The 20,533-nt window shown below is 60.0% G+C and carries 13 protein-coding genes; 3 read left to right on the top strand and 10 right to left on the bottom strand.

Features of this window, described 5'->3' with window-relative positions:
- Positions 1–18: 18 nt before the first annotated feature.
- Together ACM6G4_RS26520 and ACM6G4_RS26515 are read right to left on the bottom strand one after the other, a co-directional pair.
- Positions 19–780 (bottom strand): iron-containing redox enzyme family protein, encoded by a 762-nt coding sequence (locus ACM6G4_RS26520; RefSeq protein WP_263291613.1) that lies wholly within the window; start codon positions 778–780, stop codon positions 19–21.
- Between the two features lie 76 nt (positions 781–856).
- On the bottom strand, positions 857–3,316 hold the full coding sequence (locus ACM6G4_RS26515; RefSeq protein ID WP_414914935.1) for an EAL domain-containing protein: 2,460 nt from the start codon (positions 3,314–3,316) through the stop codon (positions 857–859).
- A 181-nt stretch (positions 3,317–3,497) separates the two neighbouring features.
- Here ACM6G4_RS26515 and ACM6G4_RS26510 point away from each other — a divergent pair, with 181 nt between their 5' ends.
- Positions 3,498–8,138, top strand: a complete 4,641-nt coding sequence (locus ACM6G4_RS26510) for a hypothetical protein (RefSeq protein ID WP_414914934.1) — start codon at positions 3,498–3,500, stop codon at positions 8,136–8,138.
- Position 8,139: 1 nt separating this feature from the next.
- Here the strand turns inward: ACM6G4_RS26510 and ACM6G4_RS26505 are convergent, their stop codons facing one another.
- The 5 genes from ACM6G4_RS26505 to ACM6G4_RS26485 form a co-directional block, all read right to left on the bottom strand.
- On the bottom strand, positions 8,140–9,957 hold the full coding sequence (locus tag ACM6G4_RS26505; RefSeq protein ID WP_056727172.1) for an ABC transporter ATP-binding protein: 1,818 nt from the start codon (positions 9,955–9,957) through the stop codon (positions 8,140–8,142).
- A complete protein-coding gene (locus ACM6G4_RS26500; RefSeq protein ID WP_056727173.1) occupies positions 9,950–10,585 on the bottom strand; it encodes a DsbA family protein in 636 nt (211 codons plus the stop codon). Before ACM6G4_RS26500 ends, ACM6G4_RS26505 begins: the two co-directional genes overlap by 8 nt.
- Before the next feature lie 3 nt (positions 10,586–10,588).
- Entirely contained in the window at positions 10,589–11,530 is a 942-nt protein-coding gene (locus ACM6G4_RS26495; RefSeq protein WP_409078915.1) for a rhodanese-related sulfurtransferase, read from the bottom strand.
- A gap of 171 nt (positions 11,531–11,701) precedes the next feature.
- On the bottom strand, positions 11,702–12,001 hold the full coding sequence (locus ACM6G4_RS26490) for a BolA family protein (RefSeq protein ID WP_056727175.1): 300 nt from the start codon (positions 11,999–12,001) through the stop codon (positions 11,702–11,704).
- Between the two features lie 12 nt (positions 12,002–12,013).
- Entirely contained in the window at positions 12,014–12,538 is a 525-nt protein-coding gene (locus ACM6G4_RS26485) for a DUF2059 domain-containing protein (RefSeq protein WP_046042584.1), read from the bottom strand.
- 191 nt (positions 12,539–12,729) lie between these two features.
- On the opposite strand from ACM6G4_RS26485, the gene ACM6G4_RS26480 reads away from it, so the two are divergent.
- A complete protein-coding gene (locus ACM6G4_RS26480; RefSeq protein WP_056727176.1) occupies positions 12,730–14,124 on the top strand; it encodes a class II fumarate hydratase in 1,395 nt (464 codons plus the stop codon).
- Positions 14,125–14,221: 97 nt separating this feature from the next.
- Here ACM6G4_RS26480 and ACM6G4_RS26475 read toward each other — a convergent pair whose 3' ends face one another.
- From ACM6G4_RS26475 to pap, 3 genes are all read right to left on the bottom strand, one after another.
- A complete protein-coding gene (locus tag ACM6G4_RS26475; RefSeq protein WP_223541102.1) occupies positions 14,222–15,175 on the bottom strand; it encodes a DMT family transporter in 954 nt (317 codons plus the stop codon).
- A gap of 293 nt (positions 15,176–15,468) precedes the next feature.
- Positions 15,469–16,653 (bottom strand): thiolase family protein, encoded by a 1,185-nt coding sequence (locus ACM6G4_RS26470; protein WP_056727178.1) that lies wholly within the window; start codon positions 16,651–16,653, stop codon positions 15,469–15,471.
- A gap of 102 nt (positions 16,654–16,755) precedes the next feature.
- Entirely contained in the window at positions 16,756–18,276 is a 1,521-nt protein-coding gene (pap, locus tag ACM6G4_RS26465) for a polyphosphate:AMP phosphotransferase (protein WP_056727179.1), read from the bottom strand.
- 153 nt (positions 18,277–18,429) lie between these two features.
- Between pap and mnmC the strand changes: the two genes are divergently transcribed.
- Positions 18,430–20,409, top strand: coding sequence for a bifunctional tRNA (5-methylaminomethyl-2-thiouridine)(34)-methyltransferase MnmD/FAD-dependent 5-carboxymethylaminomethyl-2-thiouridine(34) oxidoreductase MnmC (mnmC, locus tag ACM6G4_RS26460; RefSeq protein ID WP_414914933.1), 1,980 nt, complete (start codon positions 18,430–18,432; stop codon positions 20,407–20,409).
- Positions 20,410–20,533 lie beyond the last annotated feature (124 nt).

Raw genomic sequence — 20,533 nt, 5'->3', positions numbered from 1 at the left:
TATTGCGTAATAGCTGGATCAGCTTTCGGCCAGCGCCATCCGCTCACGCACGACCGGTGCCCGCTCTGCATGTTCGATTTGCATGCAACGTTCGAGGAACAGGTACATATAGTCGTAGCTCTTGCAAACAGCCTGGCGTAACTCCACCTGCAGGGATTTGCTCGGGTTGCTGCCCGCCAATGTGCAGATGATCTCCAGGGCTTCCCATGGATGGGCATCGTCGTACTGGGCATGCATCTTCAGCCACTTCATCGCCCGCTTGCGATCTTCCTCGGGGAACGAGGCGGCGTAGATACCGTTGGAACACACGACCGCCGACCATTCCCCGGTCGCCCCTTCGATGGCGTAGTTGGTGGCGGCAATCGCGACGATCAGCGAGTCGGCGGAACTGGTGTGCCAGCACCAATGGCTAAGGGCGTGAAGCTCGGGGGGAACCTGCTGGGCCTGCAGCTCTTCCAGGCTGACACCGTGCGCGCGACTCCAGTGCACCCAGTAATCGGCGTGGTTCAGTTCGACGCGGATGTTGCGCATCAGCCAGCGACGGGCCATGTCTTCGCCGGGATGACGGGCAAAGCGGGTCTTGGTCAGGTTTTGTGCCATATACAACGCGAACTGTTCGACCACCGGCCAGCCTCCGATCAGGTACTGGCGCATGGTCTTCGCACTGAGTTTGTTGTCTCGCATGCGTTGGTACAGTTCGTGTTCGACAACCCGGCGCTTGCTCTCGCTGCAATCCTGGATCAGGCGCTGGGCCCAGGCAGGGTAACTTGCAGCTTCCATGAGCGGTCCGGTTCGGTTGAATGTATCGATCACTGTCGAGCTCCTTTTGATTGTGATTGTAAGACCGGCAGGAGTTTCAACGGAACGTGCCTGGCGCCTTGAACAGCAGCGGCTGAGGCCTGGCAGGGCGACTCAACAAGCTGTCGCAGGTAAACAACTGCGGGCGTTCAATCACATACCCTTGAGCGTAATCTACCCCGATCTCCAGCAATGCCTGCTCGATCTGGGGCGTTTCGACAAACTCGGCAATCGTACGCTTACCCATCACATGGCCAATGTGATTGATCACTTCGACCATGGCGCGGTTAATCGGGTCGTCCAGCATATCCTTTACGAAACTCCCGTCGATCTTCAGGAAGTCTACAGGCAAATGTTTCAGGTACGCGAACGAGGACATTCCGGCACAAAAATCGTCCAGGGAAAAATGGCAGCCTAAGCCTTTGAGTTCATTAATGAATCGAATGGCGCTGCCAAGATTTGAAATAGCACTGGTTTCAGTAATTTCAAAACAAATCATTTCAGGCGGAATCGAATACGTCACAAACTGTTCGCGCAAGAAGTCCAGGAAGGCCTCATCCCCGATCGTCGTGCCTGACAAATTTATCGCACACATGGCCAGCGGCCCGGGGCCTTGCTCGGCCCGGCATTGGGCAATGATCTTGAACACGTTCTGCACCACCCAACGATCCAGCGAGCTCATCAGGCCATAACGCTCGGCAGCCGGAATGAAGCTGTCAGGCAAGATCATCCGCCCGGCTTCATCATGCAATCGCAGTAGAATTTCAATGTGCCCGCTACCCTGTTCGACTTGGCCCAAGGGGGCAATTTCCTGGGCGTACAGACAGAAGCGGTCTTCCTCCAGCGCCATATGCAAACGCTGCACCCAGGCCATCTCACCGAAGCGCAGGGACAACTCCGAGTCATCCGGATGATAGACCTGGACCCGGTTGCGCCCCTTTTCCTTGGCCATGTAGCACGCCATATCGGCAGCACGCAGCGAGGCTTCGAGCGTCGTCGGATTCTGCGCGACATGGACCAGCCCGATACTGACCGTGGTCACGAAAGGCCGGCCCTTCCAGACAAAATGCAGGTTCTGCACAGTCTGGCGCAGGCTTTCGGCAATTTTCTCCGCCGCTTCCGGTGCGCAGTTTTCCAGCAGGATGCCAAACTCGTCGCCGCCAAGGCGCGCCAGGGTATCGCCTTCGCGCAGCCCGGATTGCAACAGCGCGCAGATGTGCCGCAACAGTTCGTCGCCCGCCGCGTGGCCGCAGGTATCGTTGACCAGCTTGAACTGGTCCAGATCGAGGAACATCAGGGCATGGCGACCCGCGTAGCGGGTCAGGTTGTGCAGCGCCTGCTCCAGGCGATATTCGAACTCCCGACGGTTGGCAAGACCGGTCAAGGCGTCATGGGTCGCCTGCCACGACAGATTGGCGATGTATTGCCGCTCCTGGGTCATATCATGCAGCACCAGCACCGTCCCGCTGACTTTGCCGGCATTGCGGATCGGCGCGCCCACCAGCGTGACGGACACCGTGCTGCCGTCCAGGCGTTGAATCAGTTTGGAGTGTTCACTGCCACCACTGAGTTGGCCGCTCAGAATATGCTCGATCAGGGTAAAGCCATCGGTCTGGGCATTTTCGTCCAACAGGTTGAACAGCGCCGCCAGAGGCAACCCCGTCGCCTGCTCGGCCTTCCAGTGGGTCAACGCCTCGGCCGCCGGATTCATGTAGGCGATCGCACCGGAAACATCCGTGGTGATCACTCCGTCGCCTATCGATTGCAAGGTGATCTGCGCCCGTTCTTTCTCCACCTGCAGCGCATCGGCAAAGGCATGGCGCTGCTTGAGCAGCTTATGGGTGCGCATCAAGGCCAATGCAATCAAGCCCAGGGCTGTGGCGAGGTTGGTCACCAGCAACAGTCGCAGGATCATCCGCGAGCCTTCGCCCAAGGCATCGCTGAAGGCCTTCGCCGCCGGTGTCACACTTTCATTGATGACGAATATCTGATCCTTCCAGCGCTTGATATCGGCATCGGTGGCCTGCCTGGTGGTGATGCGCTGATGCATCTCCCGCGCAATGGCATCGAGCTGCACCAGATACCCGTCGCCCACCCTCCAAAGGTCGATGGCTTTCTCGTGGTAACTGAAGTGCCGGAAATTCAGGTACAGCCAGATCACACTGGAGATGTCATCCGGATGGTTGCCGCCCTTGAGGATCGCCACACGTGCCGCCTCGATGTTCGGCGGCCGATGATCGAGCGCCACGCGTAATTCATGCCCGCCCTGAGGCACGGAAATGGCGTTCTGGTATTTATGAAAAATCGCTTCGTCGCCGCTGTCGGCATAGAGGTTGAGATAATAAATGGCGTCTTTCTGGCCTTTGGACCAGAGGCTTTCGCCGGCAACATAGCCGCGGACCGCCGACAGCACATAAAGGCTAACGCCGCCCAGCAAGGCTTGAAACACCACAACGGCGATAAATGGCCAGACGATGCCCAACAACCGTGGCGTTCCGAGAGTCCGCGTTTGATTCATGTGGTCCCTTGCATTAGCACTGCCTGCTCGTCTTCCGGACGAAATCGCTTTAGCTAGACTAGGGGGCGATATCGCTTCCGGCAAGCCAGACACGGTACAACATGCACTACATATGTACCGCATCCGTAGTGAACAAAACTTTGAAACTGGCGGCTCTCATCCATTCAAGAGCCGCCTTCTCATGCAAACTGCAACTGCTGCGCCCACCCCGGTTCAACGGCATGCCGGCCATCAGGCCGAGTACGGGGTAATACTGACCGCGTTACGAGCCGTAAAGGCGAAAGCCTCGGACCTGCGTGGATACTACCTGTCACCCATGGCAGATTCGCCCCTGACCCTTGAGTACGAACGCGCGAAAACGCTTCTCCTCGCATTGTTCGAAGGGGCCGGTGACAACGCCTTGTCTAAACACCTTCGATCACTTAAAGGACTGCTGACGGAAGTCTACGGTATCGCCGATCAGTGTGTGTTCTCGACGACCCACAAGGATGGCACCGTCGCTACACACATAATCAAGGATGTAACAAGCTCCACCAGCGAGATTCGAGCCTTTCAACGAGCGCTTGTGGACATAGGTGGACACATTCGCACCGACAGGGTGTTACCCCTGTCGCAGGTCCTGAAGTATTACGGCCTCGCATTGCCAACTGCTCAAAACACGAACTCCCTGACCCGACTGATTGAAGAGGTGGAGGAAAAATGCGCCATTCACCGATTGAACCTTGAGCAGGGGCTGCAAATCAGTGAACTGATAGAACCGCATGATCACACTGCGATTTACGACGTCATCAGCGAAGTTCTCACAGATGACGCCGGTTCCGTCATCGACGCCCTGGCCGGCGCGATCACGCCCCCCATGACACCACAGCAACTGGCCACCCAGCCCACCGCCTGCCTTGAGCGCTTGCTCGACACTCCAAAGGCACGCGACCTGGCCAAACGCCTGCTGGAAACCCTCAACTGGTACGGCAGCAAATCCGACGAAGAAACGGCACCGGAGATCGGCGCAAAACTGCTGCTGGAAGCGTTGCGACTGTGGTACGAACTGTCGCACACCGATCCGTCTCAGAGCATTGCCGGCTATCAACTGCAACAACGCGCCAACCACGGCAAAAGCTACGCGGCTATCCTCAAGAACTTCCGGCAACACCTGGAGGATTCACTTCGCACGACAACGCCGACCGAAACAGCGCTGCTGGGAAGGCTCTGCCAAGCCAGTTTTCCAGTTGAATTTCAGGTGCGCGACATTCCTCACGACTTGCCCTATGCCACTTCAATCGTCTGGGTCAATTTCGTTCACGGCGCCCATCTCGCTCATGCACTGGACCCAACCCTGCTGCAACGACTGACCTTCCAGCAAATCACCGATCTGCCGTTGAAGAAAAGCGAGGGCGCCAGCGACGCCCTGCTCCAGTTGATCGCCCTGACGCGAGTTCCAGCGGCGTTGACCTGGGCGCAGGCGACCGGGGCAGTGGAACCGAGCGCGCAAATTGGCAATATTCAGGAAAGCAGACTGAATGCCTTGCAAGCGCTGGAAGACCACAAGGCGCAGTTGAACGAGGCAATTGTCCAACTCGATGTCGCGCCCCCAAAACGCCTGAAACTGGCGGAACAAGAACTGAAATCGGCATTGGCCAGCGACCTTGCCCAAGACCCCATGAGAATCCGCGTGATGCGCAACCTGTATCGGGCGGGCATTCGCGTTGAGCGCAACATCATAGACACCCTCGACTTACCGCAGAAAACCTGGCCGCTGCTGGAGGTATACGCGTCGGGCGGCTTGAGCCCCGATCGCAAGTGGTACATCAGTAGCAACGGCAAGAACTCGAGTTTTTGGATCAGGCTGTCCCCTGATCGCAAGTTTGAATGGGGGTTGGCAAACCCTGACGAATCTCCTTCCCCGATCTTGCTGCTTCCACGCAACCGCACCCTGACTGATATCGACGCTCTGTTCGACGAGCAATTCAAAAGTTACCTCGCCAAATCAAAAATAGCCTACGAAGGCCTGATCAAAAGCCTGTTGGTCTCACTGCCGTGGGACGATCGCAAGGCGCTGGAGCATGGAGACGTCAGGGTGCTCAGCCTCCGGGACGAAACCGGACTCAAGGTCGAGGAAGAAACCGCAGCACACACGCTGCCGCTCAGGTCACGCATGGGGTTTGTACTGCAAGCCACTTACGGGAACGCCGTGCGCTTCTACGAATGCCTGCCTCGTGCCGGCGTCATACGACCGCGCACCGATGTGACAACTGCCCAGGTCGGTGGCGTCCGTGCCAATTATTATTACGTCGACCACCTTGTCGAGGAGGACTATGCCTTCTATATCGCCAATCGCACACACCGCCTGCCATTCGATCGGGATGCCCATACAACCGGCACACCTCCGAAACCAGGAGCCACCTGTAACGCGATTCTTGACCCACTCGGCGACGCCCTCCCCCCGACTCTAACGCCGTCGGCACATCACGACAGTTCTCCCAATCTCACACTGACATCTGCCCGTACGCGGCAAATCGCGTCCTTTATCGCAACCCACCTTTTTTATGCTGATGAACAGGAGCTCCGTCGCGAAGCCTTGGGAGTCACGCAGTTCGAACGCGACCGCGACAAAAAACACTGGCTTCACAACCTCAAGGGATTCGTACCATTCTGGGGTAGCATCGAAGACCTTCAATCGGACAAATTCGGTGATCGCGTTCTCGGCGCAATCGGCCTGGTGCTCGACATCGTGTCATTTGCAGTTCCCTTGGGTAAGTTCGCCGCAGGAAGCATCAGGCTGGCCGTGCGAACCGGCGGATTGGGGATTCGCTCGACGCTGCCGCGAATGGTGCGGTTGTCCGGCAAACTGTTGACTTCGAGCTTGAAGAACCTCAATCCCCTGGACGGCTCAGTGGATCTGCTGCGGCTCGCTGGCAGGGGCGTAAAAGGCACCGGACGTGCAGTCGTCTATCTGGAAAAACGGGCGATGTTCCAATTGAAAAAACTCGCCGGCAAGGCCGATAGCTATGACTTTGTCAGCAGCCTGCCCCAGGCGACCGAACCGGGACGCTGGAAACCGCTGGTGGATACCGACCGACTGGGCATTGTCAAAGGCATCGAAGATGTTCCGGTGCGAAAGATCGACGGCCACCATTACTTGCTTGACCCGCTGTCCACCCGCCCCTATGGCCCCCGGCTCACGCCGCAGCACCACGAACTGTCACTCGGTCGCTCAAGCTATGACAGCGTGAAAAAAACCGACGACCTGGTCTTCGTCGAGCTCCCGGAACAGGCGCACGCCCGCTACCAGTTCGACATCGATGGGCGCACAACCGTCTTCATCGACGACGTCCCCTACCGCCTGGATGGCGAAGAACTGCGCCGCATCGAGATGATCGATGACAGCAGCCTCTGGTCACGGATACCGTGCCGACCAAGCCGCGCACCGGACAGTCCCGGCGATTGTCGTGCGAGCTATGTGAGTGGCGAACCGTCACCCACACCGCCGATTGGCACGATCGACAAATCCAAGGGTTATGCACCCTGGTTTGGCGACCGGATATCCGACGCCGCGGCATTGCCAGGTCATGAAGGTTCGTTTTTGGCGGTCGATGCCAAGCTCTATCGAATCGTGGACGACAGACCGACATTGTTTACCGGAAACCTGGCCCGTTTGGGCATCCCGGGCGGCAGGCTGGTGCCAAGGCAGCAGACCCAGGCCACGCTGCAGTTTCGCAAAGGCATTTTTGCACGCATCAAAGTTGACGGGACGTATGACGGGCTCAACGATTCGCAACGGGTCGGCGCGGTTCTCGTGCCTGCTGTCGATGAGTCTGCCGATTATGCGTTTTTCCGGGTCAATACCCTGGATTTCTACATGACGACGATTCCCAAAGGCCAGAAACCGCCTGTTACGCTGACTTTCAAGCGCCTGCAACCCGCCGAGATGGCCGAAGGAACGCTCGGGGCAGAGTTGTTGACCGTGTACGAAGGCGGGTTGATGGCCAACAACAACGCGCGCATCCACAAGCTCGAAGACATCGAACGCGCCATGACCACCATGGAAACCATCGCCATCCCCCTCGGCACCACCTCGAATCCACCCGCGAACATGAAGTGGCTGAACGTGGACACCAGCCCCGGAGAGGCCTTGATGTACGATCACCGGACCCGAATGATTGTCGCGCAGCGGCCGGAAGGCGCTGCATCGTGGACTCGCAGCAAAGAGGCTTCCCAGGCGTTGCGGCAAAAAACGGCAGAAGTATTCGATACCCTGTTCCTGTCGCCGACCATCAACCCCAGGAATGCGGATGCTGCATTGCGAATCGACAGCGCGATGCAGAAACTGCAAAACCTGTTGCCCAGATACGAACGCCCGTTTAATGCCAGGAACATTGCCTATGCCGACGTTACTACCGCGAACGGTAAACGCGAGGTCTATGTCAGCGTGTCGGGCGCCCGGGGCTCCACCACCCGACTACCATTGTTCCGTCATCTGGGTGCCAACCATGTACGGATCGGTGATACGACCTACATCAACATTGATTACAGTCTGACGTTTCCCAAGACGTCGCTGGACGTGACAACCGAAGGCAACCTGCTGGCCGTGCCTTTGACGATCAAGAACATCGGCAAATACCATCCGTCAATGGCCGCCCGCCCGACGTCACTGGACAGCGAAAGCAAGCTGATCCGCGTGCTTCGCGAGAAGTACCCCGACTCCGAAGAGCTGCGCTCCGTGGACATCGCCACGACCATGCGCCCTTGCGAGTCATGTTCCATGGTGATGAAAGAGTTCGGCCATGACGGCGGGGCAGACGCGTTGAAAGTGTTGTGGTCCTGAATTACAACCGCTGCAAATGCCCATACAGCTTGGCGTACAGCCCACCCTCGGCGATCAGTTGCTGGTGGTCGCCGTCTTCGGCAACTTGCCCGCCGTCGAACACCAGCACACGGTCAGCCTGTTTTACCGCCGAAAGACGATGGGCGATGATCAACGTGGTGCGGTTGCTCAGGAAACGCGCCAGTGCCTGGTGCAGATTGTATTCGGTGGCGGCGTCCAGCGCGGAGGTGGCTTCGTCGAGGATCACCACCTTGGGTTCGGCCAGTACCATCCGGGCGATGGCCAGGCGTTGACGTTGCCCGCCGGACAACCGCACCCCGGAACGCCCGACGATACTGTCCAGGCCATTGGGCAAATCCCGGACGGTGCCGTGCAATTGGGCGATTTCCAGTGCCTGCCAGCAGGCCTCGTCACTGCGTTCGCGACCCATGGTCAGGTTGGCCCGGATGGTGTCGTTGAACAGCGCTGGATGTTGCAGGACCACGGCAACATTTTCCCGCACCGTTTCCAGGCCGATCTCCTGCTGGGTCGAACCGCCGAAACGAATCGTTCCGGCCAACGGCGTGTACAAGCCCAGCAGCAGTTGCACCAGCGTGCTCTTGCCACCGCCACTGGCGCCGACGATCGCGACCTTTTCGCCGGGGGCGATAGACAGATTCATCTGGTTCAGGACCAGTTCATCACCGTAACCGAAGCTCAACCCTTGTACTTCAAGCCCGACCGTCTCGCGACCGGCGAAAGGGTCGACGCCGCCCGGGTATTCGGGCTCATCGGCCCGGGACAGCAGTTCGTTGATCCGCGACAGCGCACCGCCGGCAGCGTAGTAGGCATATTGCAGGTTCAGCAGTTGCTCAACCGGACCGATCATGAACCACAGGTAGCTGAACACCGCGAGCATCTGGCCGATTGAAAGGTCGGAAAACAGCACGGTGAGCATCGCCGCAGCCCGGAAAATATCGATGCCGAACTGGAACAGCAAACCGCTGGCACGGTTCGACGCATCGGTTTTCCATTGCGAATTCACCGCATAGTCACGCACGTCCCGGGCGCGTTGCCCCAGGCGACCGAGGAAAAACCCCTGGCGGTTGCCGGCGCGAACTTCCTGGATGGCATCCAGCGTTTCGGTCAGTGCCTGGGTAAAGCGCGAAGTGCTGTCGTTCTCGAGTTTCTTCAGGTGCTTGACCCGCTTGCCCAACTGCACCGTGGCGTAGATCACCAGCGGGTTGAACAGCAGAATCAGCAATGCCAGTTTCCAGTGCATCCACATCAGAATGCCCGCCGTGCCGACCAGGGTCAGCATGGCCACGAGGAAACGGCTGAGGGTTTCGCCGACGAATTTGTCCAGCGTATCCAGGTCGGTGACCAGATGCGTGGTCACCGTGCCGCTGCCCAGGCTTTCGTACTCGCCCAGGGAGATACGCTTGAGACGCTCGATCAGGCGTATGCGAATGCGATAGACGATGTCCTTGGCCAGCCCGGCGAATAATTTCGCCTGCACCACGTTGAACAGCAACGCCGAGCAACGCAGGGTCAAAGTCACCACCAGCATCAGCCCGATGTAACCCGCGGCCTTCTGCCAGCCTTCGGGCAGCACATGGTTCATGATCTTCAGCGCGGCATCACCATGCCCCAGCAACACCTCGTCCACCAGCAACGGCAGGAGCAAGGGGATCGGCACGCTGCACAAGGTCGCCAGCACGGCCACGCCGTTGGCGATCCACAGGGATTTCTTGTGATGCAGGGCCAGGCGGCGGATTTCCGCCCAGCTCAGACGGTCGACACGTTTAGCGGGTGCGACATCATCAGGCAAGTCATGCACAGGCAGCACGCTCCAGCCAGCGGCCGAGCAGCGCGGACAACTCGCTCAACGGCTGATAGCCATTGGTCAATAACGCCAGTTGGCCGTTACGCTCGGCCAACAGAGTGGGGAAACCGGCAATGCCCAGGTCCTGGACCCAGGTGAAATCGGCTTCAGTCGCCGTGTGCATGTCGGCACGGTCGAAAGCGGCGGCGAACTCGATACGCGGCACGCCGGCCTGCTCGGCCAGTTCCACCAGCACGCTGGCGCGGGTGACGTCCCGGCCTTCGACATAAAACGCATGCTGGATCAGCCCGAGCAACTTCCAGGCGCAATCCGGCGCCAGTGCGCGCGCCGTCACCAGTGCCCGGCAGGCAGGCTCGGTGTCGTAGACAAAGCCATCGGGTAACGCGCCCTCGAACTTGAAGGGCTGGCCGGTGGCCTCGGTGACCGCCTGCCAGTGTTCCAGGATGTAGCGGCGGGTGGTCGGCTCCAGCGCCGCACCGCTACCGGTGCGCAAACCACCCACGATCAGATGCACATCCACACCCGCGGCTTGCGCCTGCTCGACCAGTGCGTTGGCCACCGGGGCAAACCCCCAGCACCAGGAACACATCGGGTCCATCACATAGAGCAGGCGCGCAGACATGGTTCAGGCCTCGGAGGATGCTTGCTTGTAGTTGAAGCCGATCGGGTGAGGCTGGTTACGAGCCTTGGCCAGTTCGATCTGCTTCTGCCGGTCGATCGCGCTGCGACGGGTCTTCTCACTCAGCTTATCCCAGCAATGCGGGCAACTGATGCCGGCCACGTAATGCTCGGACGCGCGGTCTTCCACGCTCACCGGCGTGCGGCAGGCATGACATTGATCGTAATCGCCTTCGCTCAGGTCGTGACGAACGGTCACGCGGTTGTCGAACACGAAGCAGTCGCCCTGCCACTTGGTTTCTTCCTGCGGCACCTCTTCGAGGTACTTCAGGATGCCACCCTTGAGGTGAAAAACCTCACCGTAGCCCTCGCTGAGCATGTAGCTCGACGCCTTCTCGCAGCGGATGCCTCCGGTACAGAACATTGCGACCTTCTTGTGCACGGCCGGGTCGAAGTTAGCTTTGATGTAGTCGGGAAATTCGCGAAAACTGGTGGTTTTCGGGTCAATGGCGCCTTCGAAGGTACCGATCGAGACTTCGTAATCGTTTCGGGTGTCGATCAACAACACTTCCGGGTCGCTGATCAGGGCGTTCCAGTCCCGCGGATCGACGTAGGTGCCGACCTTTTTGTTCGGGTCCACGCCTTCCACGCCGAGGGTGACGATTTCTTTCTTGAGTTTGACTTTGGTGCGGTAGAACGGCTGCTCATCGCAGTACGACTCTTTATGGTCGATGTCGTCCATGCGCGGGTCGTTCTTGAGCCAGGCCATCAGCCCGTCAATGCCTTCGCGGCTGCCGGACACGGTGCCGTTGATGCCTTCTTCGGCAATCAGCAGGGTGCCTTTGATGCCATTGTCGACCATCGCTTGCAACAGAGGCTCGCGCAGGGCGACGTAATCTTCCAGGGTGACGAACTTATACAGTGCCGCCACGACAATCTGTTGTGTCATGGGTAAATCTCCAGGTGGCTACCCTCGTAAGGGGTGAACCGGATGCGAAAAAAAACGCGCCGGGTTAGCGGCGCGTTGGGCATTCTAACAAAAAAGATCGCAGCCTGCGGCAGCTCCTACATGGGAATGCGTATTCCTGTAGGAGCTGCCGCAGGCTGCGATCTTTTGAGCTTAGTGCTTGCTGCCACCGGCACAGGTCGGCGAGGCCGGAGCCGCGTCGATCCGGGCCCATTCCTCTGGCGTGTAGGTATGCAGCGCCAACGCATGGAACTCTCCCATCAGCTCGCCGAGCGTGCCGTAGACCTTCTGGTGACGCTTGACCCGGTTCAGGCCTTCGAACTGCGTACTGACCACCACGGCCTTGAAATGGGTTTGCAGCCCACGGCTGTGCATGTGGCTTTCATCCAGCACTTGCAGATGCTCGGGCTGAAGCAGGCCCAGCGTCGATTCGATGCGTTGTTGCATGGTCATACCGGACTCCGCTTAAGGCTTTTTCTTGGCTGGGGCGGCCGCATCTTTCGGCGTCAGCTCGGCGGTCATGTCAGCCAGCAGCTTGTTGACCACCGGCACCGCGCTTTCCAGCTTGGCCTGGGTCATCTGGGCCGATTGCTGGGTCAGCTGAGGCATTTTTTCCAGGACTTTCTTGCCCAGTGGCGACTGGTAGAACGCAACCAGGTCCTTGAGCTCGGATTCGGTGAAGTTGGTGGTGTAGAGCTTGACCATGTCCGGCTTCAGCTTGTTCCAGCCAATGGCCTGGTCCAGAGCGGCGTTGGCCTTGGCCTGGTAGGTTTCCAGCACGGCCTTTTTCGACTCAGGGGCTTTGGTCTGTTCGAAACGCTGGGCAAACATCTGCTGTACTTGCATGTACACCGGGGTGCCCAGTTTGTCAGCGTGCGCCATGGTCAGGAAAGCCTCGGCACTGGCGTTATGGCTGGCGGTGTCGGCAAAAACCTGGCCGCTGGCGCAGACCAAAGCAACGGCGGTACAGATGGCACGAAGACGAGTCATCGAGTTTCCTTTTCTAGCTGGCGAGGTAAGACCCCAAGGGCGTCCATTCTGCGCCTAAAAAAGTGTGTCGCTCAACCCCAAGCCTTGTCGCACCTGATTTAGAGGGGTTCAATGGTCAAATTCAGACTGATGGAACCACGGCCGTCGATCACGGCCTAAACTGCGCAATCGGACCTACAGGAGTGAGCAAGATGAGCCGTATCGAAACCGACAGCCTCGGCCAGGTTGAAGTCCCGGATGAAGCCTATTGGGGCGCTCAGACACAACGCTCGCTGATCAACTTCGCCATCGGCAACGAACGCATGCCGCTGGCCGTGTTGCATGCCTTGGCGCTGATCAAGAAAGCCGCGGCACGGGTCAATGATCGCAACGGCGACGTGCCCGCCGATATTGCCCGCCTGATCGAGCAGGCGGCCGACGAAGTGCTCGCCGGCGAACACGACGACCAGTTTCCGCTGGTGGTCTGGCAAACAGGCAGCGGTACCCAGAGCAACATGAACGTCAACGAAGTGATCGCCGGTCGCGCCAACGAGCTGGCCGGCAACCCCCGTGGCGGCAAGTCCCCGGTGCACCCCAACGATCACGTCAATCGCTCCCAGAGCTCCAACGACAGCTTCCCCACCGCCATGCACATCGCCGCCGTCCAGGCGGTGCAACAGCACTTGCTGCCGGCGATCAGCGAACTGTCCGGCGGGCTGGCCGAGCTGGCCGCCCGCCACATGAAACTGGTCAAGACCGGCCGTACGCACATGATGGATGCGACACCGATCAGCTTCGGACAGGAAATATCGGCCTTCATTGCCCAACTCCATTACGCCGAGCGGGCGATCCGCAGCGCATTGCCCGCGGTCTGCGAGCTGGCCCAGGGCGGAACGGCCGTCGGCACCGGGCTCAATTCACCCCACGGCTTCGGTGAGGCCATCGCCGCGGAATTGGCCGCCCTCTCCGGATTGCCGTTCATCACGGCACCGAACAAGTTTGCCGCGCTGGCCGGCCATGAGCCGCTGACCACGCTGTCCGGGGCGCTGAAAACCCTCGCCGTGACGCTGATGAAAATCGCCAACGATTTGCGCCTTCTGGGTTCCGGCCCGCGCGCCGGCTTCGCCGAAGTCAGGCTGCCGGCCAATGAACCGGGTAGTTCGATCATGCCGGGCAAGGTCAACCCGACCCAGTGCGAAGCGCTGTCGATGTTGGCCTGCCAGGTGTTGGGCAACGACGTCGCCATCGGCTTTGCCGCCAGTCAGGGCCACTTGCAGCTCAACGTGTTCAAACCGGTGATCATCCATAACCTGCTGCAATCGATCCGTTTGCTGGCTGATGGCTGCAGCAACTTCCAGCAGCACTGCGTGGCCGGTCTGGAGCCGGATGCGGAAAAAATGGCTGAACACCTGGAGCGTGGCCTGATGCTGGTGACGGCGCTCAACCCGCACATTGGCTATGACAAATCAGCGGAGATCGCCAAGAAGGCCTACAGCGAAGGCCTGACCTTGCGCGAGGCGGCGCTGCAGCTCGGGTATCTGACTGACGAAGAGTTCGATGCGTGGGTGAGGCCGGAAAATATGCTGGAGGCTGGGGCCAAGGGCTGAGATTTGCAGTGAAGCGAAAAGATCGCAGCCTGCGGCAGCTCCTACATGTAAATGCCTATCCCTGTAGGAGCTGCCGCAGGCTGCGATCTTTTGATATTCAGGCCATCCGTAACTTCCGCGCCTTCAGCCCGGCAATCAACGAAGGCCCCAACGCCACCAGCGCCGACCCCAGCACCACCAGCACCGCACCGCCATATCCCAGGCCATTGATGGTCTCGGCATGCACATAGTCGGGCCAAAGCCACGCCGCCATGGCAACCGCGGCAAAGGTCACCAACGGCGTTATGGCCAACGTCGCGCTGACCCGAGAGGCTTCCCAATGGGCCAGGGCCTCGGCAAACGCGCCATAGGCAATCAGGGTATTGAGACAGCAGGCCAGCAGCAACCAACCCTGCAAGGGGTTCAATTGCAACGCTTCGAGCGGATGCACCCATGGCGTCAACAGCGCCGCGCAGAACAGGTAGATCACCATCATCACCTGCAGCGAATTCCACACCGTCAGCAATTGCTTCTGCCCCAGGGCATAGAAGGTCCAGACCGTGGACGCCAGCAGCACCAGCAGCACGCCGGCGGTGTAGTCGGTCAGCGACGTGAGCAACTCACTCAAGCGCTGGTTGAAAAACAGCGCAAAGCCGATCAGCAGCACCAGCAGGCCAATCCCCTGCCCCAGGCTGAAACGCTCCTTGAACACAAACAGACTGGCGATCAGCAGCATGATCGGGCCCATCTGCACCACCAGTTGCGCCGTGCCGGGGCTGAGCAGGTTCAGGCCCATCAGATACAGCACATAGTTACCGACCAGGCCGAGCACCGCCATCAGCACCAGCCAGCCACCACGAGGACCGAGCACTTTGCGACTGGGAAGGCGCCTGGTGGCCGCCAGGTAAATGAACAGGCAGCCGCCGGACACCAGCAGGCGAAACCAGGTCACCGTCACCGGGTCCATCACCAGCAACACTTGCTTGAGCTTGATCGGCAGGATTCCCCACAACAACGCGGTCAACAAGGCCAGGAACAGACCGTAACCCCAGCGACCCGATGAAATGTGCATGTGAACCCCAACGCCAACTGACAAGAGTCGTCATTCTAGGCTCGCAGCGGTAGCGTACACAGGCACAGTTTCAGTCTGGCCGCGAATGAAACTGTGCGGGTCGTAATCTTTGAGGGGCTATGGATGAGCCGGTAAACCGCGTCGTCTGCATTCGCGAGCAAGTCGAATCGTCGCACCGCCGCTCCCACATTTGACCGAGTACTCAAGGTATATACGGTTGAATGTGGGAGCGGGCTTGCTCCGGGCGGCGTTCCGACGAATGCGATCTGAGAAGTCACACAAAACAATGAAAATTAACGCACTGCTTCAAACAGCCCGGTCGCCCCCATCCCGCCACCCACGCACATGGTGACGATGCCATACCGCAAATTGCGTCGCTGCAATTCACGAACCAGATGCCCGACCTGACGCGAACCGGTCATGCCGAACGGGTGACCGATGGAAATCGAACCGCCGTTGACGTTGTACCGGGCGTTGTCGATTTCCAGGCGGTTGCGGCTGTACAGGCATTGCGAGGCGAACGCTTCGTTGAGTTCCCACAGGTCGATGTCGTCAATCCGCAAGCCTTTGGCCTTGAGCAGTTTCGGTACCGAGAACACCGGGCCGATGCCCATTTCGTCCGGCGCGCAACCGGCGACGGTAAAACCACGGAAGAACGCTTTCGGCTTGAGCCCCAGTTCCAGCGCTTTCTCCAGGCTCATCACCAGGGTCATGGACGCGCCGTCAGACAACTGCGAAGAGTTGCCCGCCGTGACCGAGCCATCTTCGGCGAACACCGGTTTCAATCCGGCCAGGCTTTCCAGGGTGGTGTCCGGGCGGTTGCAGTCATCGCGGTCGACGATGCCGTCGAGGATCTGTGCCTGACCGGTGGCCTTGTCTTCGACGCGATACTTCACCGCCATCGGCACGATTTCATCAGTGAACAGCCCGGCGGCCTGAGCCTCTGCGGTGCGCTGCTGGCTTTGCAGCGCGTATAGGTCCTGCTCTTGACGGCTGACGTTGTACCGACGCGCGACGATTTCAGCAGTCTGGCCCATCGGGAAGTAGATGCCCGGCACCTGTTCCTTGAGCAGCGGGTTGATCAGGTTGTCGGTGTTGACGCTTTTCATGGTCAGGCTGATGGACTCGACGCCACCGGCGACGATGATGTCGCTGCACCCCGAAGCGATCTGGTTGGCGGCAATGGCGATCGCCTGCAAGCCCGAGGAACAGAACCGGTTGAGGGTCATGCCGGCCGTGCCGATGCCCAGGCGCGAGAGCACCGCGACGTTGCGACCGATATTGAAACCCTGGGCGCCTTCGTTGGAGCCGGCGCCGACGATGCAGTCCTCGACGCTCGCCGGATCGATTCCGGTGCGCGCCAACAGCGCATCGACACAGTGTGCCGCCATGTCGTCCGGGCGGGTCATGTTGAATTTACCGCGAAAGGATTTGGCCAGGCCGGTCCGCACGCTGTCGACGATCACCACTTCACGCATGGCATACCTCATTGTTGTTATCGGTTGAGAGTGGATCGAGCATAAGTCCAGCCCTTCACCGACCGCGACGATCATTCACCTCGCGTATGCGTAACCATGACCTCAATCCTTGTCCTTGCGCTTGCGTTCATGCCGGTCGGTTTTTTCGAAAGCCTGCTCCAGCGCCCGGTTGATGGTGCGCAGCACCTTGACCCGTGCCCAGCGCTTGTCGTTGGCTTCCACCAGGGTCCATGGCGCAATCTCGGTGCTGGTACGGTCGACCATGTCGCCGACCGCCCCGCGATAATCGTCCCACTTTTCACGGTTGCGCCAGTCATCTTCAGTGATCTTGAAGCGCTTGAAGGGAATCTTTTCGCGCGCCTCGAAGCGCTCCAGTTGCGTCAGTTTGTCGATGGACAGCCAGAACTTGACTACGATCACACCGGCGTCGGTGAGCTGCTCTTCGAAATCGTTGATTTCACCGTAGGCACGCAGCCAGTCCGCCGGGCTGCAAAAACCTTCGATGCGCTCCACCAACACCCGGCCATACCATGAGCGGTCGAACACGGTGAACTTGCCCCGGGCCGGCAGGTGCCGCCAGAAACGCCACAGATACGGTTGCGCCCGTTCTTCCTCGGTGGGCGCGGCAATCGGCACGATGCTGTACTGGCGCGGATCAAGCGCTGCCGCTACCCGGCGGATCGCCCCGCCCTTGCCGGCCGCGTCATTGCCCTCGAACACTGCCACCAACGCGTGGCGACGCATGCGTTTGTCACGCATCAACCCGGAAAACCGCGCCTGCTCGGTGATCAGCTGTTCTTCATAATCTTCTTTGTCCAACTGCAGGGTCAGGTCCAGGCTGTCGATCAGGTTCACTTGATCGACACTGGGGAACACTGGCGCGGCGCTGACCTTTTCCGGATGGATCTTCGGTCGCTTCAATGCGCCTTGCAGGCCCGCCAGCAGAATCCGTCCCACGGCCAGGCTGCGATAGTGGGCATCCGCTCCGGCGATCACATGCCAGGGTGCATAGTCACGGCTGGTGCGGCGCAGCGCCCGTTCACCATACTTCACGAACCTGTCGTACGTTTGCGACTGCTGCCAATCCAGCGGGCTGATGCGCCAGCTGTGCAGCGGATCGTCGGCCAGCGCCTTGAGGCGTGCCTTCATTTGCTTCTTGGAGAGGTGAAACCAGAACTTGAAGATCAGCGCACCTTCGTCGCAAAGCATCTTTTCCAGGCGCTCGGCGCCGTTGATCGCCTGGTCCAGGCGCGGATCCTTGAACTCGCCATGGACCCGTCCCTGCAGCATCTGGCTGTACCAGTTGCCGAAGAAAATCCCCATGCGCCCCTTGGCCGGGAGCATCCGCCAGTACCGCCAGGCCGGGGGCCGCGCCAGTTCTTCGTCGGTTTGCTGATCGAAGGTGCGGACCTCGATCAGGCGCGGGTCCATCCACTCGTTGAGCACCTTGATCGTCTCACCCTTGCCGGCACCTTCGATGCCATTGATCAAAATGATCACCGGAAAGCGGCGTTGCTGCTGCAATTCGAATTGCGCTTCGAGCAACGCTTCGCGCAGGGCCGGGATTTCGGCGTCGTAGGTTTCTTTGTCGATGGCGTGATCGATTTCGGCGGATTCAAACATGAGCGGCTCCCTTCCAGATGTGAGCAAGACTAGCGGATTGAACTGAAGGCCAGCAGGGATTTTCCCGTCCTCGGCCAATGCATGTCTTGCCACGGATCAAGCACCACGCCTGCGATCGGCTAGAATGGCGGCCTTGCCGTTGCCGAGCCAGCCATGAAACCTGTATTGCCCCACGCCCAACTCGACTGGGACGACCAAGGTCGCCCGTATTCGCGAGTGTTCGACGATGTGTATTTCTCCGACCAGTCGGGGCTGGACGAAACCCGCTACGTCTTTATCGAACAGAACCGTTTGGCGGAGCGCTTTGCGGCCTTGCCCGAAGGCGGGCGGCTGGTCATCGGGGAAACGGGGTTCGGCACCGGGCTGAATTTCCTGTGCGCCTGGCAGGTGTTCGAGCAACACGCCGCGGCCGGTGCGCGGTTGCATTTTGTCAGCGTCGAGAAGTACCCGCTGAGCCCGGCCGACTTGCAGCGGGCCCTGGCGCTGTGGCCGGAACTCAAGGTGTTTGCCGATCAACTGCTGGAGCAATACGTGGCCATCCATCAGGGCTTTCAGCGCCTGACGCTGGACCACGGCCGCGTGACCCTGACGCTGCTGATCGGCGATGCACTGGAGCAACTGCCGCAACTCGATGCCCGAATCGACGCCTGGTTCCTCGACGGTTTCGCCCCGGCGAAAAACCCCGACATGTGGACCGCCGAACTGTTTGCCGAACTGGCTCGCCTGGCCGCTCCCGGTGCATCCATCAGCACTTTCACCAGCACCGGCTGGGTGCGGCGCCTGCTCAACGCCGCCGGCTTCAAGATGAAACGCACCCCCGGCATCGGCCACAAATGGGAGATCCTGCGCGGCGAGTTCCTCGGCTGGCCCCAGGAAACGCCGGCTCCGGCCCTGGATAAACCCTGGTTCGCCCGCCCAACTCCGCTGACCGGCGAGCGCCAGGCACTGGTGATCGGTGCCGGCCTGGCCGGTTGTGCCAGCGCCGCCAGCCTCGCCGCGCGGGGCTGGCAAGTGACAGTGCTGGAGCGCCACGACGACATCGCCCGGGAAGCCTCGGGTAACCCGCAGGGCGTGCTCTACCTGAAGTTATCCGCCCACGGCACGGCGCTGTCGCAAATGATCGTCAGCGGATTCGGCTACACCCGACGCCTGCTCGAACACTTGCAACGGGGCCGCGACTGGGACGATTGCGGCGTGTTGCAACTGGCCTTCAATGCCAAGGAGGCCGAGCGTCAGGCGCAGTTGGCCGCGGCGTTTGCGGCGGACTTGTTGCACCTGCTGGATCAAACCGAGGCACAGGCCGTGGCCGGTATCGGGCTGGCACAGGGAGGCCTGTTCTATCCCGAAGGCGGCTGGGTCCACCCACCGGCGCTGTGCCAGTGGCAGGCTGCGCATCCACAGATTCAACTGCTCACCCATCACGATGCGCTGGAACTGCGCAAGGTTGAAGGCCGTTGGCAAGCCTGGGACGGCGATCGATTGCTTGCCGACGCCCCCGTGGTGGTACTCGCCGGCGCGGCTGAAATCCAGCGTTTCCCCGAAAGCGCCGAGTTGCCGCTCAAACGCATTCGCGGGCAAATCACCCGCCTGGCGCAAACCCCGCAAAGCCAGGCACTGAGCACCGTGGTATGTGCCGAAGGCTATGTCGCCCCTGCCCGCTTGGGCGAACATACCCTGGGAGCCAGTTTCGATTTCAAGAGCGATGACCTGACGCCGACCACGGCAGAACACCTGGGCAACCTGGCCATGCTCGAAGAGATTTCCCACGACCTGGTCGAGCGTCTACAGGCCGATAAACTTGCGCCTGAAAGTCTCCAGGGTCGCGCTGCCTTTCGTTGCACCAGCCCCGACTACTTGCCAATCGTCGGCCCGCTGGCCGATACCCAGGTGTTCACTCAGGTGTATGCAGCACTAAGCAAGGACGCACGGCAGGTACCGGACGTCGAATGCCCATGGCTTGACGGTTTGTACATCAACAGCGGTCACGGCTCGCGCGGCCTGATCACCGCGCCGCTGTCCGCAGAACTGCTGGCAGCCTGGCTGGACAACGAACCCCTGCCGTTGCCCAGAAGTGTGGCTGAAGCCTGTCACCCCAACCGGTTTGCCCTGCGGCGCCTGATCCGGGGCAAGTAGTCGATACAGCAGCCGAAGTCGCCCTCACCGGGCGATTCGGCCGTGGCCAGTCGCGCATATAACTCATCGATCTAAAACTCCCCTTACCGATGAGGGTCACTTTCTGAGCACCCGCTGTTTCGGT

This window comes from Pseudomonas sp. IT-P258 (assembly GCF_949767825.1).
GTDB classification, from domain to species: Bacteria; Pseudomonadota; Gammaproteobacteria; order Pseudomonadales; family Pseudomonadaceae; genus Aquipseudomonas; species Aquipseudomonas monachiensis.
This window is presented reverse-complemented; position numbering and strand designations above follow the sequence as displayed.

Coding starts and splice junctions, on each gene's coding strand:
- ACM6G4_RS26485 (WP_046042584.1), bottom strand. CDS start 12,538: ATGACTCGTCTTCGTGCCATCTGTACCGCCGTTGCTTTGGTCTGCGCC.
- ACM6G4_RS26480 (WP_056727176.1), top strand. CDS start 12,730: ATGAGCCGTATCGAAACCGACAGCCTCGGCCAGGTTGAAGTCCCGGAT.
- ACM6G4_RS26470 (WP_056727178.1), bottom strand. CDS start 16,653: ATGCGTGAAGTGGTGATCGTCGACAGCGTGCGGACCGGCCTGGCCAAA.
- pap (WP_056727179.1), bottom strand. CDS start 18,276: ATGTTTGAATCCGCCGAAATCGATCACGCCATCGACAAAGAAACCTAC.
- ACM6G4_RS26515 (WP_414914935.1), bottom strand. CDS start 3,316: ATGAATCAAACGCGGACTCTCGGAACGCCACGGTTGTTGGGCATCGTC.
- ACM6G4_RS26510 (WP_414914934.1), top strand. CDS start 3,498: ATGCAAACTGCAACTGCTGCGCCCACCCCGGTTCAACGGCATGCCGGC.
- ACM6G4_RS26475 (WP_223541102.1), bottom strand. CDS start 15,175: ATGCACATTTCATCGGGTCGCTGGGGTTACGGTCTGTTCCTGGCCTTG.
- ACM6G4_RS26495 (WP_409078915.1), bottom strand. CDS start 11,530: ATGACACAACAGATTGTCGTGGCGGCACTGTATAAGTTCGTCACCCTG.
- ACM6G4_RS26520 (WP_263291613.1), bottom strand. CDS start 780: ATGGAAGCTGCAAGTTACCCTGCCTGGGCCCAGCGCCTGATCCAGGAT.
- ACM6G4_RS26490 (WP_056727175.1), bottom strand. CDS start 12,001: ATGACCATGCAACAACGCATCGAATCGACGCTGGGCCTGCTTCAGCCC.
- ACM6G4_RS26500 (WP_056727173.1), bottom strand. CDS start 10,585: ATGTCTGCGCGCCTGCTCTATGTGATGGACCCGATGTGTTCCTGGTGC.
- mnmC (WP_414914933.1), top strand. CDS start 18,430: ATGAAACCTGTATTGCCCCACGCCCAACTCGACTGGGACGACCAAGGT.